11 protein-coding genes are annotated in these 15037 nt (G+C 66.4%); 2 read left to right on the top strand and 9 right to left on the bottom strand.

The genetic code is table 11. The features are described from left to right. The 3 genes from ACFQPG_RS04600 to ACFQPG_RS04590 are packed head-to-tail and all read right to left on the bottom strand — an operon-like array spanning position 1 to position 2968. A complete protein-coding gene (locus tag ACFQPG_RS04600; RefSeq protein ID WP_380810583.1) occupies positions 1-1071 on the bottom strand; it encodes a homocysteine S-methyltransferase family protein in 1071 nt (356 codons plus the stop codon). After that, the gene (gene metF, locus ACFQPG_RS04595; RefSeq protein ID WP_380810582.1) at positions 1068-1991 is read right to left on the bottom strand and encodes a methylenetetrahydrofolate reductase [NAD(P)H]; all 924 of its coding nucleotides are present in this window, start codon (positions 1989-1991) and stop codon (positions 1068-1070) included. Before metF ends, ACFQPG_RS04600 begins: the two co-directional genes overlap by 4 nt. Next, a complete protein-coding gene (locus ACFQPG_RS04590; protein WP_380810581.1) occupies positions 1988-2968 on the bottom strand; it encodes an ArsR/SmtB family transcription factor in 981 nt (326 codons plus the stop codon). Before ACFQPG_RS04590 ends, metF begins: the two co-directional genes overlap by 4 nt. Before the next feature lie 192 nt (positions 2969-3160). Between ACFQPG_RS04590 and ACFQPG_RS04585 the strand changes: the two genes are divergently transcribed. After that, positions 3161-3436 carry a circumsporozoite protein gene (locus ACFQPG_RS04585; RefSeq protein ID WP_380810580.1) on the top strand — a complete coding sequence of 92 codons (276 nt, stop codon included), beginning with the start codon at positions 3161-3163 and terminating at the stop codon, positions 3434-3436. A 315-nt stretch (positions 3437-3751) separates the two neighbouring features. Here the strand turns inward: ACFQPG_RS04585 and groL are convergent, their stop codons facing one another. The 3 genes from groL to ACFQPG_RS04570 all read right to left on the bottom strand — a co-directional run bounded on the left by groL (position 3752) and on the right by ACFQPG_RS04570 (position 7259). Continuing rightward, positions 3752-5398 (bottom strand): chaperonin GroEL, encoded by a 1647-nt coding sequence (gene groL, locus ACFQPG_RS04580; RefSeq protein WP_380810579.1) that lies wholly within the window; start codon positions 5396-5398, stop codon positions 3752-3754. 74 nt (positions 5399-5472) lie between these two features. Beyond that, positions 5473-5760 carry a co-chaperone GroES gene (gene groES, locus ACFQPG_RS04575; RefSeq protein ID WP_380810578.1) on the bottom strand — a complete coding sequence of 96 codons (288 nt, stop codon included), beginning with the start codon at positions 5758-5760 and terminating at the stop codon, positions 5473-5475. 113 nt (positions 5761-5873) lie between these two features. After that, positions 5874-7259, bottom strand: a complete 1386-nt coding sequence (locus ACFQPG_RS04570; RefSeq protein WP_380810577.1) for an MATE family efflux transporter — start codon at positions 7257-7259, stop codon at positions 5874-5876. A gap of 199 nt (positions 7260-7458) precedes the next feature. Here ACFQPG_RS04570 and sppA point away from each other — a divergent pair, with 199 nt between their 5' ends. Then, positions 7459-9321, top strand: coding sequence for a signal peptide peptidase SppA (sppA, locus tag ACFQPG_RS04565; RefSeq protein ID WP_380810576.1), 1863 nt, complete (start codon positions 7459-7461; stop codon positions 9319-9321). Between the two features lie 29 nt (positions 9322-9350). Here sppA and lpdA read toward each other — a convergent pair whose 3' ends face one another. From lpdA to ACFQPG_RS04550, 3 genes are all read right to left on the bottom strand, one after another. Further along, on the bottom strand, positions 9351-10751 hold the full coding sequence (lpdA, locus tag ACFQPG_RS04560) for a dihydrolipoyl dehydrogenase (RefSeq protein ID WP_380810575.1): 1401 nt from the start codon (positions 10749-10751) through the stop codon (positions 9351-9353). A gap of 108 nt (positions 10752-10859) precedes the next feature. Further along, positions 10860-12116 carry a 2-oxoglutarate dehydrogenase complex dihydrolipoyllysine-residue succinyltransferase gene (gene odhB / locus ACFQPG_RS04555; protein WP_380810574.1) on the bottom strand — a complete coding sequence of 419 codons (1257 nt, stop codon included), beginning with the start codon at positions 12114-12116 and terminating at the stop codon, positions 10860-10862. Between the two features lie 16 nt (positions 12117-12132). Beyond that, positions 12133-14964, bottom strand: a complete 2832-nt coding sequence (locus ACFQPG_RS04550; RefSeq protein ID WP_380810573.1) for a 2-oxoglutarate dehydrogenase E1 component — start codon at positions 14962-14964, stop codon at positions 12133-12135. Between the last annotated feature and the right edge of the window lie 73 nt (positions 14965-15037).

The raw sequence follows: 15037 nt of genomic DNA, 5'->3' as shown, positions 1-15037 counted from the left end.
CTAGGCTGCCAGCACCATCGGTTCCAGCCCGGCGAGGACCGTTCGGCGGGAAGCAGCCGGGACGGTACGCGGCGTGCAATCGCGCACCGCCCCAGCGATCGCGGCGATATGCGCTGCGGTGGTCCCGCAGCAGCCGCCAACGATATTGATCAGTCCTTCGTCCGCCCACTCGCGGACCTGCGCCGCGGTTTCTTCCGCCGCTTCGTCATACTGGCCGAGTTCGTTGGGAAGCCCGGCGTTCGGGTAGGCCATGATCAACGTGTCGGCCTGCCTTGCCAGAGCCGCCAGATGCGGCCGGAGCTGGGCCGCTCCGAACGAGCAGTTCAGGCCGATCGTTACCGGACGGGCGTGGCGGACGCTAGCCCAAAAGGCTTCAACCGTGTGACCGGACAGGTTGCGCCCGCTAAGGTCCGTCAGCGTCATGGAGATCATCAGCGGAAGCTCGCGGCCGAGCACCCGTTCCGCCTCCAGCGTGGCCATGATCGCGGCCTTGGCATTGAGCGTGTCGAAGATCGTCTCGATCAGGATGAAGTCCACGCCGCCTTCGACCAGCGCATCCACCTGCTCGCGATAGACCGTCTTCACTTCGTCGAAATCGACCTCGCGGAAGCCTGGATCGTTGACGTCGGGCGACAGCGACAAGGTCTTGTTGGTAGGGCCGAGGCCCCCCGCGACGAACCGGCGTCGGCCGTCGCGCTCGCCGTAGCGGTCCGCAACGTCGCGGGCGATCCGTGCCGCCGCGCGGTTGATGTCGCCAACCAGATGCTCGGCGTCATAATCGGCCTGGCTGATCCGGTTGGCGTTGAAGCTGTTGGTGCCCAGCACGTCTGCGCCGGCCGCCGCATAGCCGTCGGTGATCGCCTCGATCACGTCCGGTCGGGTGAGGCAGAGCAGGTCGTTGTTGCCCTTCTGGTCCTTGGCGAGATCGAAGGTACCGCGATAATCGCCCGCTTCCAGTCCGACGTTCTGGATGGTGGTCCCGAACGCACCGTCCTTGATCAGCACCCGCTGCGCGGCGGCTGCGCGCAGTGCCTCGGCAACGCCCTGTCCCAGGCTGGCAGAGAGGCTCATCGGGCCACCGCCTTGGCACGAACGCCCAACAGGTGGCAGATTGCGTAAGCCAGCTCGGCGCGGTTAAGCGTATAGAAGTGGAAGTGCCGCACCCCGCGGGCGTATAGCTGGCCGCACAGTTCGGCGGCGACCGTGGCAGCAATCAGCTGGCGCGCGGTCGGGTGATCGTCGAGGTCTTCAAACATGGCATCCATCCATTCGGGGATCGCCGCACCGCACTGGCCCGCGAAGCGGCGGGTCTGGGCGACGCTGCTGACAGGCAGGATGCCCGGCACGATCTCCGCGGCGATCCCAGCCGCGGCCGCGCGATCCTGAAAGCGGAGGAACGCCTCGGGCGAGAAGAAGAACTGGCTGATCGCCCGGTCGGCGCCCGCGTCCACCTTGCGTTTCAGATTATCAAGGTCGGCTTCCGGGCAACTCGCCTGCGGGTGGACTTCCGGATAACATGCGACCGAAATCTCGAACGGCGCTACCTGCTTGAGGCCCGCGACCAACGCCGCCGCATCGGCATAGCCGTCTGGGTGGGGCTGGTACGGCGTGCCGGGAACGGGTGGATCGCCGCGCAGCGCGACGATGTGGCGAACGCCGGCCTCCCAATATGCCCGTGCAACCGAGTCGATCTCCTCCTTGGTGGCGTCGACGCAGGTCAGGTGCGCGGCCGCGGCAAGATCGGTCTCGCGGACGATCCGCTCCACCGTCGCATGGGTCCGCTCGCGGGTCGACCCGCCCGCACCATAGGTCACCGAGACGAAGCGCGGGGACAGTGGGGCCAGCGTTTCGATCGACTGCCACAAGGTCTGCGCCATCGCGTCCGACTTGGGCGGGAAGAATTCAAAGCTGACCGCGATGTCGCCGCAAGCGTGGGCGAACAGGGGCGCCGGATCAGAGTACGGAAATGGGGCCAGCGCGGGGAGGGTCATGCCGCCCTCCGTACCTGGCGCAGGTCCGGCACGCGCTCTCCGGCCCACAAGGTCACCGTCAACTCGCCGCCGGCAAGCTGGTCGATCTTGCTCGGCTGGAGGCCGGCCGCCTCGATCCACCCGAAGATGGACTCGTCCGCAAAGCCGAGACGCGCATGCTGAGCGCGCTCGCGCAACTCCTCCCGATCGTGAAGTGCGAAGTCCACGATCAGCAACCGTCCATCGGGTGCGAGCAAGCGGGCGGACTCGGCAATGGCTGCCGCGGGGGCATGGGCATAGTGAAGGACCTGATGAAGGAGGATGACGTCCGCGCACTCGTCGGGCAGCGGAAGAGCGTACATGTCGCCTTGCCGAAGGCTCGAGGCGATCCCGGCCGCCTGCAGCTTGGCACGGGCAAGCCGGAGCATCTCGGAGGACTTGTCGATGCCGACCGCGCTTTCGGCGCTCGGGCCGAACAGTTCGATCATTCGGCCGGTGCCGGTGCCAATGTCGACCAGCCGGCCGAGCGGCTCGGAACCAAGGGCTCGGGCGATGGCCTGCTCCACTTCGCTTTCGGCAACGTGAAGCGAGCGGATCGAGTCCCATTCCTCCGCATGTGCCGCGAAATAGCGTTCGGCAGCTTCGGCACGATCGTTCCGCACAGCGGCCAGGCGAGCCTCATCGGCCGCAAAGACCGCGGCCGTCTGCGACTCGCCGGCAACATCGGTCAGGGCGAATAGCGCGTCGGTGAGAGCCGCCTGGCCGAGCGCAAGGAACACCCAGCTGCCTTCCTTGCGGCGCTCCACCAGGCGGGCGTCGGTCAGGATCTTGATATGACGAGAGACCCGCGGCTGGCTCTGGCCCAAGACCTGCGCCAGCTCACCGACGGACAATTCCATCTCGCGTAGAAGCGCGAGAATCCGCAGCCGAGTCGGGTCCGCCAGGGCCTGGAACAGTTCGGCAAGAGGAAGGTCGCTGGAGAGCGTTGGGGGCATCATTTAAGGATATAAAGATATCTTTATATCGTCAACGCACTCTCTTGCGCTGGAAGCATGATTCTCCGTTCGTCGCATTTGACGATTGCGTGACGGCACGTGCTTACCTAAATCCGCCCGCTGGCCTGACCGCAAATATGCGGCGGGTCGAGCAGTGCCGCCGGGTGGCGGCACCACTGATAGGGATGGACGATCATGAACAAGATTGCTCTCACCGCCGTTGCGGTCCTCGGTCTCGGCCTTGCTGCTTGCCAGGACAATGCCGCTGACAACGCTGTTTCGACCGAGAACACGATCGAGACCGAAGCTGCCGCCGACACCAATGCGGCTCTGAACGCGACCGACAACCTCGGCGCCACCGCCGACAACGCGCTGGACGCTGCCGGCAACGCCGTCGAGAACGCCGGCGAAGCCATCGAGAACGCGGCTGAGGACGTAGCCAACGGCCAGGACAACGTCGCGGGCCAGTAAGCCCCAGACGTTCGTCGCTGACGAAACAGGAAGGGCCGTCCGGGCAGCCGGGCGGCCCTTTTTGCATGCCTGCTCGAGGGTTGCCGGGCGGCAGATGCGCGAGCGAGGCGAAACGGTTTGGATAAAGAAAGGCCGGAGCCCGAGGGACGCCGGCCTTTCTGAGTTGGGGTAGGCAGTGAGCACGGGCAAAGCCCGCGCTGGACGTTGGACCGGCTCGACCAGCCTGAGGGCGGTTCGCCTGGCCAGCCGAACTTCGCCGAGTCCGGGACTAGCTCGCAGACCTGACGGTCTGTTGCGCTAGCCCCGGCCGGTTCGTTAGAAGTCCATTCCGCCCATGCCGCCCATGCCGCCGCCGGGCATTCCGCCCATCGCCGGCTTGTCGTCCGGCATCTCGCTGACCGCCGCTTCGGTGGTGATGAGCAGGCCCGCGACCGAGGCCGCGTCCTGGAGCGCGGTGCGGACGACCTTGGTGGGGTCGATCACGCCGGCAGTGACGAGGTTCTCGTAGGTGTCGGTCTGGGCGTTGAAGCCGAGCGAGGCATCGTTGCCCTCGAGCAGCTTGCCCGAGATCACCGCACCATCGTGACCGGCGTTGGCCGCGATCTGGCGGACCGGCGAGTAGAGCGCCTTGCGGACGATATCGACGCCGCGGGTCTGGTCGTCATTCTCGCCCTTGAGACCCTCGATGGCCTTGGTCGCGTAGAGGAGAGCGGTACCGCCGCCAGGGACGATGCCTTCCTCGACCGCGGCGCGGGTGGCATGGAGAGCGTCGTCCACGCGATCCTTGCGCTCCTTCACCTCAACCTCGGTCGAACCGCCGACCTTGATCACCGCCACACCGCCGGCCAGCTTGGCGAGACGCTCCTGGAGCTTCTCACGGTCGTAATCGGAGGTGGTGACTTCGATCTGCTGGCGGATTGCCGCAACGCGACCCTCGATGTTCTCGCGGGTGCCGGCGCCATCGACGAGAGTGGTGTTGTCCTTGTCGATGGTGACGCGCTTGGCGGTGCCGAGCATGCCAACCGTGACGTTTTCGAGCTTGATGCCGAGATCCTCGGAGATCATCTCGCCGCCCGTGAGGATCGCAATGTCCTCGAGCATCGCCTTGCGGCGATCGCCGAAGCCCGGAGCCTTGACGGCCGCGACCTTGAGGCCGCCACGCAGCTTGTTGACGACCAGCGTGGCCAGAGCCTCGCCCTCGATGTCCTCGGCAATGATCAGCAGCGGGCGGCCCGACTGGACGACCGCTTCCAGGATCGGGAGCATCGCCTGCAGGTTCGACAGCTTCTTCTCGTGGATCAGGATGTACGGGTCGTTGAGCTCGACCTGCATCTTTTCCGGATTGGTGATGAAGTAGGGCGACAGGTAGCCGCGGTCGAACTGCATGCCTTCGACGACGTCCAGCTCGAACTCGAGACCCTTGGCCTCCTCGACGGTGATGACGCCTTCCTTGCCGACCTTGTCCATCGCCTCGGCGATCTTCTCGCCGACTTCGCGGTCGCCGTTGGCCGAGATGATGCCGACCTGGGCGATCTCGTTGGAGCCGGCGACCGGCTTGGAGCGACCCTTGAGGTCCTCGACAACCCGGGTGACCGCAAGGTCGATGCCGCGCTTCAGGTCCATCGGGTTCATGCCGGCCGCGACCGACTTCATGCCCTCGCGGACAATCGCCTGGGCGAGCACGGTGGCCGTGGTGGTGCCGTCACCGGCGATGTCGTTGGTCTTGGAGGCCACTTCGCGCAGCATCTGCGCGCCCATGTTCTCGAACTTGTCCTTGAGCTCGATCTCCTTGGCGACCGTGACGCCGTCCTTGGTGATGCGCGGTGCACCGAAGCTCTTGTCGATGACGACGTTGCGGCCCTTGGGACCGAGCGTCACCTTGACGGCGTCGGCGAGGATGTCGACGCCCTTGAGGATGCGTTCACGCGCATCGCGGCTGAATTTCACGTCCTTGGCTGCCATCTGGCTACCCTTTCCGATTTCGAATGTTCACAATGTTCACGGTGACAAGCGCGGTTTTGCGCAAGTCGAAGAGGTCAGCCGACGATCCCGAGGATGTCGCTTTCCTTCATGATGATGAGGTCTTCGCCATCGACCTTGACCTCGGTGCCCGACCACTTGCCGAACAGGATGCGGTCACCGGCCTTGACGTCCATCGGGGTGATGGAGCCGTTCTCGGCGCGGGCGCCCGAACCGACGGCAACGACTTCGCCTTCCTGCGGCTTTTCCTTGGCAGTGTCGGGAATGATGATCCCGCCCGCGGTCTTCTCTTCTGCCTCGACGCGGCGAACGAGAACGCGGTCGTGAAGCGGCCTGAAAGCCATGTGCTAGCCCCTCTGTCTCTCTTGGGTTGATGTTGGCCGTTGGCACTCAAAGTAGGCGAGTGCCAGCGATGGCCGGCATATGGGTGGGGCAATCCAACACGTCAATGGCGCGTTCAGGCAGGGATCAGCCGCAGTCTACCTCGCCACAGCCAACGCCAGAGCAGCAGCGCGGCCGCGAACACCAGTCCCACCGCGAGGCCAATCCACACCCCTGTTCCGCGCAGCGGGGTATAAAGGCCAAGCCAGACCGCGAGCCCGAACCCCGGCACCCAATAGCTGAAGATGGCGATCATCATCGGGATGCGGGTGTCCTGGAGCCCGCGCAGAGCACCGGCTGCGACCGCCTGGGCTCCGTCGAACAGTTGAAAGGCGGCGGCGACCACCAGGTACTGGACCGCGAAGCCGACCATCAGCGCATTCTCCGGGGCGGCCGGATCAACGTACAAGCGCAGCACCGTGCGTGGAAAGCCCCACATCAATACGGCGGTGAAAGCCATGAAGCCGATCCCCAGCACGATCCCAATATTGCCTGCGCGGGTAATCCACAGGCGGTCGCCCGCGCCATAGGCCATGCCCACCCGGATGGTCGTCGCCTGGGCGATTCCGAACGGCACCTGGAAGGCGAGTGCGGCGAGCTGAAGCGCAATGGTGTGCCCCGCCAACTCCGCCTCGCCGATCCGGCCCATGAGGAAAGCGGCGCCGCTGAACAGCCCGGCCTCGGCCAGGATGGTCCCGGCAATCGGCAGCCCGATGCGGAGCATCTGACGCAGGCGCTGCGTCTCGGTCCTCCACCATCGGCCCCACAAGGCGAAGCGCCGTAGCCGGCGGTTTGACTGGATGACGATGACGTAGGCACCAAGCATGGCGAAGCTGGTGATGACGCTGGCGATCGCGGAGCCCTGCAGGCCGAGCGCCGGCAGGCCGAAGTTGCCGAACACCAGGGCATAGTTGCCGAGTGCGTTCACCGCGACCGCAAACCCCGCGATTGCGGTCGACACGGCCGGTCGGCCGAGAGCAGAGACCGTGTTGCGGAGATGGCTGGACAGGACCAGCGGGATCATCGTCCACATCAGGACGAGGAGGAAATCCCCCGCCATTGCCGCGACACGCGGGTTCTGCCCTGTCGCCAGCATGATCGTCTCGCCGGTCATGCAGACGCCCATCCCGACGAGCCCACTCAGCACCGACAGCCACACGCCCATGCGGAATGTCCGCCGCACTTCGCGGACGGCGTGCCGATGACGGCCAAGCTCGGCCGCCATGATCGCCGAGGCGGCGCCGACCAGCCCACTCATCGCCCACATCAACAGCCCGGAGAGGGACACGCTGAGCGAGGAGGCGGCGAGTGGTTCCGGCCCAAGGCGGGCGATGAAGATGACGTCCACCGCGTAGATCGCCATCTGCAAGAGGTTGGTCCCGACCAGAGGCAGGGCGAGGCGCAGGGTCGCCCGAAGCTCGTCCCGCCAGGACGCGGGCGCATGGGCGAGGACGGCGGGCATGGGGCGGCACTAGCCGCCGCAATCGCCGCCGTCACCCCGGACTCCGCGAGGCCCGCCTTTCCTCTTCTTACTCCGAGAAAGGCGCAGGCGCTCGCTGGGGCAGGCCCGGCGCGATGGGCTCTCGTTGGTCGAATTTCTCTTACCTGCGATTGAACGCTCGGCTAGCCACGGGCCCAAGCAAACAAGGGTTCTGACAACGATGCGTATCCTGAAGGCGATCTGGAAGCTGCTGGTCGGCGTCAAGGACGCATTGGTGCTGCTGCTGATGCTGCTGTTCTTTGGCGGGCTGTACGCGATCCTGTCGGCCCGCCCGTCCCCAACGTTCGGCAGTGGCGTGCTGGTGATGGACCTCAAGGGAAGCGTGGTCGAGCAGCCCGCGGCGGCGGACCCGTTCAGCCTGATGGGCGGGAGCAGCGGCCCGAAGGAATATTCGCTGCGCAACCTGCGGCTGGCGCTGCTCGAAGCCAGGGACGACAGCCGGGTCAAGGCGGTGGCGCTGGATCTGGACGCGTTCGTCGGCGGCGGCCAGACCGCCATGGCCGAGTTGGGCGAGGCGATCGATGCGGTCCGCAAGTCGGGCAAGCCGGTGCTGGCTTATGCCACCGGCTATACCGACGACAGCTACCAGCTGGCGGCCCATGCGTCCGAGGTGTGGATCAACCCGCTCGGCACCGTGCTGCTGCGGGGGCCTGGCGGCAACAACCTCTACTTCAAGGGCCTGCTCGACAAGTTGGGAGTCACCGCCAACGTGTACCGCGTCGGCACCTACAAAGCGGCGGTCGAGCCGTTCATCCGCGAGGACATGTCGCCCGAAGCGCGGCAGGACGCGCAGGCGCTGGCATCTTCGCTGTTCGAGACCTGGCGCGACAACGTCCGGATGGCCCGGCCCAAGGCCGCGCTTGACGCCTATCTGCGCAACCCACTCGCGGTCGCGCAGGCAGCGGGCGGGGACTTTGCAGCGGCGGCGCAGCGGGCCGGGCTGGTCGACAAGGTCGGCGAGCGGCATGCATTCGAGGCCAGGCTGGCCCAGCTTGGCGGGGCGGACAGCAAGGCGCGCGGCGGGTTCAAGCGGATCAAGCTCGACGCCTATGCCGCGGAACGGCTGGACGCTTCGCCCGACGGGCCGATCGGCCTGGTCACCGTCGCCGGCACCATCGTCGACGGCAAGGCGCCGCTCGGCACAGCTGGCGGGGATAGCATCGCGGAGGCGATCGACAAGGCGGTCCGGGCCGACAAGTTGAAAGCGCTGGTGGTGCGGGTCGACAGTCCGGGCGGCGCGGTGCTCGCCTCCGAACGCATCCGCCAGGCCCTGCTCCAGGCCAAGGCGAAGGACATCCCCGTCGTGGTCTCGATGGGCAATGTCGCCGCATCTGGCGGCTACTGGATCGCCACTGCCGGCGATTTCATCATGGCCGAGCCGTCGACGGTCACCGGATCAATCGGAGTGTTCGGGATCCTGCCGAGCTTTCAAGGCTCGCTGGAGAAGCTTGGGCTGGGCGCCGACGGGGTGAAGACGACTGCGCTGTCGGGCGAGCCGGACCTGCTCAACGGCCCCTCCCCCGAAGCCTCCCAGCTGGTGCAGATGGGCGTTGAGAGCATCTACCGCCGCTTCGTAGGCATCGTCGCGCACAACCGCGGCCGGACCCCGCAGCAGATCAACCAGATCGCCCAGGGCCGGGTATGGGCCGGCGGAACGGCGCGGCAGATCGGGCTGATCGACGGCTTCGGCGGGATGGACGATGCGATCGCCAAGGCGGCGCAGCTGGCCAAGCTCGGCGACGAGCGGGAGGTCACATACCTCGAGCGGCCGAAGAGCTTCACCGAGCAGATGGCCGAATTCCTCCGCGGCGAGGAAAGCGACGAAGGCGCGGCGCCGGACGCCTTTGCCGGCCTGGCGGGAAGCGCGAACCGCGAGCTGTTCGCCGCGATCATGGAGGCGCGGGCGGTGCTGAACGGCCCGACGCTGCAGGTCCGCTGCCTGGAGTGCCCGCCGGTCGTGCCCGTCCGGGTCGCGGCAAAGGAACTGGGTCTGGTCGAAAGGCTGCTGGGCTGGTTGAGCTAGCCCTGCGCCCCGGCCAGGCCCCGGCGCGCCTAGATGTGGATCGGCTTGCCAGTCACCGCCATTGCCGCCTCCTTGAGCGCTTCCGAATGGGTGGGGTGGGCGTGGCAGGTGTAGGCGATGTCCTCGCTGGTGGCGCCGAACTCCATCGCCTGGGCGGCCTGGGCGATCATGGTGCCGGCCAACGATGAGATGATCCACACGCCGAGCACGCGGTCGGTCTTGGCATCGGCGATGACCTTGACGAAGCCGTCCGGCTCACGGTTGGTCTTGGCGCGGCTGTTGGCCATCATCGGGAACTTGCCGACCTTGACCTCGCCAGCCTTGCGCGCGTCCTCTTCGGTCAGCCCGACGCCGGCGATTTCCGGCATGGTGTAGACGACCGAGGGAATCACGGCGTGGTTCACGATCCCGGTCTGGCCGGCGATATTCTCGGCCACCGCGATACCCTCGTCTTCCGCCTTGTGGGCGAGCATCGGGCCGGGGATCACGTCGCCGATCGCCCAGATGCCGGGAACGGCGGTGCGGAAGCTGTGGTCGGTCTCGATCTGGGCGCGGTTGTTGACCTGCAGGCCGGCCTTGTCGAGGCCAAGGCCATCAGTGTTGGGACGGCGGCCGATAGAGACGAGGACATGGCTGGCCTCGATCGTCTCGGCCGCGCCGCCCGCTGCGGGTTCAACCGTCAGGGTGACGCCGCTGCCGTTCGCCTGCGCGCCGGTGACCTTGGTGCCGAGCTTGAGCTCGAAGCCCTGCTTCTTGAAGATCTTGTTGGACTCCTTGCGGACCTCCGCGTCCATGCCCGGCAGGATCTGGTCGAGATATTCGACGACCGTGACCCTGGAGCCGAGGCGCCGCCAGACGGAGCCGAGTTCCAGCCCGATCACCCCGCCGCCGATGACGACGAGATGCTCCGGCACCTCCGGCAGCTCGAGCGCGCCGGTGGAATCCACGATCCGCTGCTGGTCGACGTCAACGCCTGGCAGCGGGGTAACCGACGAGCCCGTGGCGATGACGATGTTCTTGGCGCGGACGGTGCGGTCGCCGACGCGGACGGTGTCCTTGCTTTCGAAGGTGGCGAGACCCCTGAGCCATTCGACCTTGTTCTTCTTGAACAGGAATTCGATGCCCTGAGTCAGGCCCTTGACCGCTTCGAGGCGGGTCCCGTGCATGGCGCCCAGGTCGAGCGTGACGTTGTCCGCCTTGATGCCCCACTTCGCCATGGTGCCATGCGCGGCTTCCTCGAACAGTTCGGAGGCGTGGAGCAAGGCTTTGGACGGGATGCAGCCGACATTGAGGCAGGTGCCGCCAAGCGTCTCTCGGCTTTCCGCGCAGGCGGTCTTGAGGCCAAGCTGGGCGGCGCGGATTGCGGCGACGTAGCCGCCGGGGCCCGCGCCGATTACCAGAACGTCGAAGTCGTAGTCACCGTCAGCCATTACAAACTCCGTATGCCCTGAGCCTGTCGGAGGGCTGGTTTTCTTGTTTCGCCTTCGATCAGAAGGACAGGGCTTCGACAGGCTCAGCCCATACGGGTGTGGGTGCGTTTACAGATCGATCAACAGGCGCGTCGGGTCCTCGATGGCTTCCTTGATGCGGACGAGGAAGGTGACCGCCTCACGGCCGTCGACCAGGCGGTGGTCGTAGCTGAGCGCCAGATACATCATCGGGCGGGCGACGATCTGGCCGTCCCTGACCACCGGCCGCTCCTCGATCCGGTGCATACCGAGCACTGCCGATTGCGGCGGATTGATGATCGGCGTGGAGAGAAGCGAACCGAACACACCGCCGTTGGAGATGGTGAAGGTACCACCCTTCATGTCCTCGGCCGTGAGAGCGCCGTCTTTGGCCTTCTTGCCATAGCCGGCGATCGCTTGCTCGATCTCTGCGAAGCTCATCCGGTCGGCGGAGCGGATCACCGGCACCACCAGGCCCTTCGGCGCGGAGACGGCGACCGAAACGTCGAGATAGTCGTGATAGACGATTTCATCGCCTTCGATCCGGGCGTTGACCGCGGGCACATCGCGGGCGGCGAGTGCCACCGCCTTCACGAAAAAGCCCATGAAGCCGAGGCGGATACCGTGCTTCTTCTCGAACAGGTCCTTGTAGCGGGTGCGGGCGGCGATCACCTCCGTCATGTCGACGTCGTTGAAGGTGGTCAGCAGCGCAGCGGTGTTCTGCGCTTCCTTGAGCCGGGTCGCGATGGTCTGGCGCAGGCGCGTCATCTTGACCCGCTCTTCCTTGCGCTCAGCGGAAGAAGCGGACGGCTGCGCCGGTGTAGCCTGCCCGGTCTGGGCTCCCGCCTCCGCGGGAGCGCTGGGCGCCTTCGCCGTCGCCGCGGCGAGCACGTCTTCCTTGGTCAGCCGCCCGTCCTTGCCGCTGCCGGTGAGCGCCGCCGGATCGACGCCGCTTTCCTGCACTGCGCGACGGACTGCCGGGGACAGGCGGAGGGCGGCGGCCTGGTCGTCCGTGAGGTCACGTTGCTGCTGCGGAGCGGCTGCTGCAGGCGCAGCGCTCTCAGCCGCTGGCGCCGCTGCCTGGCCGCCGGCCTGTGCCCGGGCACCCGCGTCCTCGCCGATGGTCGCGATCACCGCGCCGACGTTGACCGTGTCGCCTTCCGCCACCAGAGCTTCGCCGAACCTGCCGGCGACCGGGGACGGAACCTCGATGCTGACTTTGTCCGTTTCCAGACTGGCAACCGGCTCGTCCACGGCAACGGCATCGCCCGGCTTCTTGAGCCATTGGCCAAGCGTCGCTTCGGTGATGCTCTCGCCGAGCGCGGGGACTTTTACTTCGATACCCATGGTTCTCGTCTCGTCCTCAGCTTGCGGCCTTACCGGCCTTGCGCACGGTATCGGCCGCATTGTCCGCTGCGGCGGCCTTGGCCTCGCCCGTGCCCAACGCAGCGGCCACCAGCGCCGCCTGCTCGGCAACGTGCCGCTTGGCAAGGCCCGTCGCGGGCGAGGCGGCGGCGGAGCGCCCGGCAAAGCGGGGACGCAGCCCATGGCCGCTTTCGTTCAGGCACGCCTCGATGAACGGCTCGACGAAGAACCAGCTGCCGTTGTTGCGGGGCTCTTCCTGAGCCCACACCAAGTCCTGCAGGTTCGGCATCGCCCGCAGGCGCTTGACCAGCGGCTCCGACGGGAAAGGGTAGAGCTGCTCGACCCGGATGATCTCCACGTCGGTCAGCCCGGCGACATCACGCGCCTCCATGAGCTCGTAGCCGATCTTGCCCGAACACAGGACCAGACGCTTCGTCGCGCCTTCCGCCGGCGGGTTGAGATCGGACAACAGCCGGCGAAAGTGGCTTTCCCCGGTGAAGTCGGCTCGGCTCGACACCGCCAGCTTGTGGCGCAGCAGCGACTTGGGCGTCATCACGACCAGCGGCTTGCGGAAATCGCGGAGCAGCTGTCGCCGCAGCAGGTGGAAATAGTTGGCGGGGGTGGTGCAGTTGACGACCTGCATATTATCGTCGGCGCACAGCTGCAGATAGCGCTCGAGCCGCGCCGAGCTATGCTCCGGCCCCTGCCCCTCGTAACCATGCGGCAGCAGCAGGACGAGCCCGCTGGCGCGCAGCCACTTGGCCTCTCCACTGGCTATGAACTGGTCGATGATCACCTGCGCGCCATTGGCGAAGTCGCCGAACTGCGCTTCCCAGAGCACCAGGGTGCGCGGGTCGGCCAGGCTGTAGCCATATTCGAAGCCGAGCACCCCGAACTCGGATAACGGGCTGTCGCGTACCTCGAAGCGTCCGCCTTCCATCGTCTGCAGCGGAATGAACTTCTCGCCCGTTTTCTGGTCGGTCCAGGCGGCGTGGCGATGGCTGAAGGTGCCGCGGCCGCTGTCCTGGCCGGACAGGCGGACGTTGTGCCCCTCGGCCAGTAGGGTGCCGAACGCCAGCGCCTCGGCAGTCGCCCAGTCAAAGCCGCTGCCGCTCTCGAACATCGCCTTCTTGGCGTCGAGGATGCGCTGCAGCGTCTTGTGGACCGTGACCCCCTCCGGAACGGTCGTCAGCACTCTCGCGGCCCGATCGAGCTGTTCGTCGGTGACGCAGGTCTGGATGTTGCGGCGGCCTTCGACCGGCTCGTCGGGACGGTTGAGGCCCGCCCAACGTCCTTCGAACCAGTCCGCCTTGTTCGGCAGGTAGCTGGCCCCCGCCTCGAACTCGCCTTCCAGATGGTCGACGAACTGCTTCGTCCGAGCATCGATCCAGCCCTGGTCGACCACGCCTTCCGCCACCAGCCGGTCGCCGTACAGCTTGCTGACCGGCGGATGATTGCGGATCGCGTCGTACATCAGCGGCTGGGTGAAGCTCGGCTCGTCGCCTTCGTTGTGGCCGAAGCGGCGATAGCACCACATGTCGATGACAATGTCGCGGTTGAATTGCTGGCGGAACTCGATGGCGAGCTTGCAGCAGAAAGTGACCGCTTCGGGATCGTCGCCATTCACGTGCAGGATCGGCGCCTGGATGCCCTTGGCGACGTCAGACGGATAGGGCGACGAGCGCGCGAACTGCGGCGACGTGGTGAAGCCGACCTGGTTGTTGATGACGAAATGCAGGCAGCCCCCGGTGCCATAGCCGGGCAGGCCGGAGAAACCGAGGCACTCCCAGACTACGCCCTGGCCAGCAAAGGCCGCGTCACCGTGGAGCAGCACCGGCAGGACGGTGTCGCCATGCTTGTCGCCGACGATGGTCTGCACCGCGCGGGCCTTGCCGAGCACGACCGGGTTCACCGCCTCCAGGTGCGACGGATTGGCCTGCAGTGACAGGTGCACCTTGATGCCGTCGAACTCGCGGTCCGAAGAGGTGCCGAGGTGATATTTGACGTCGCCCGAGCCGCCGACATCGTCCGGATTCGCGCTGCCGCCCGCGAATTCGTTGAAGATGGCGCGATAGGGCTTGCCCATCACGTTCGCGAGCACGTTCAGCCGCCCGCGGTGGGCCATTCCGACGACCACCTCGGTGACTCCGAGCTGCCCGCCATATTTGATCACCGCCTCGAGCGCCGGGATCATGCTTTCGCCGCCGTCCAGGCCGAAGCGCTTGGTGCCGACATACTTGCGGGCGAGGAATTTCTCCCACTGCTCGCCGTGTATGACCTTTTCGAGGATCGCCTGCTTGCCCTCGGCGGTGAAGCTGATCGCCTTGTCGCGGCCTTCCATCCGTTCCTGAAGGAAGCGGCGCTCCTCCAGGTCGTTGATGTGCATATATTCGAGACCGACCTTGCCGCAGTAGTTGGCCTGGAGGATGCGGACGATCTCTCGGACGGTGGCCTGCTGCAGGCCGAGGGTTCCGCCAATGTAGATCGGGCGGTCGAGGTCGGTGGCGGTGAAGCCGTGATATTCCGGCGTAAGGTCGGCGGGGAGATCGCGCTTGGCAAGGCCGAGTGGGTCGAGGTCGGCGGCAAGGTGCCCCCGTACCCGGTAGGTGCGGATCAGCATCATCGCGCGGATGCTGTCCTCCGCGGCGCGGCGGATCGCGGCTTCGTCGGTGACCCCGGAAGACTTGGCCGCTTCCCTTGCCTTAGAAGCGACCTTCTCGATGGTCGCCTCTGTGGGATCGAGCCCGAGATTGACGTCGTCGAGCACCGCCACCGGCCAGTTCGGCCGCTGCCAGCTTGGTCCCTGCTCGGTCTCGTACAACTCGTTCATCTCAACCTCGCACCCCCGCGAAGGCGGGGGTCCAGACCTCATCAACAACTCCTGCGGCAGCAGGAAGGCCGCT

The organism is Sphingomonas sp. GCM10030256 (genome assembly GCF_042666415.1).
Lineage (GTDB): Bacteria > Pseudomonadota > Alphaproteobacteria > Sphingomonadales > Sphingomonadaceae > Sphingomicrobium.
This window is presented reverse-complemented; position numbering and strand designations above follow the sequence as displayed.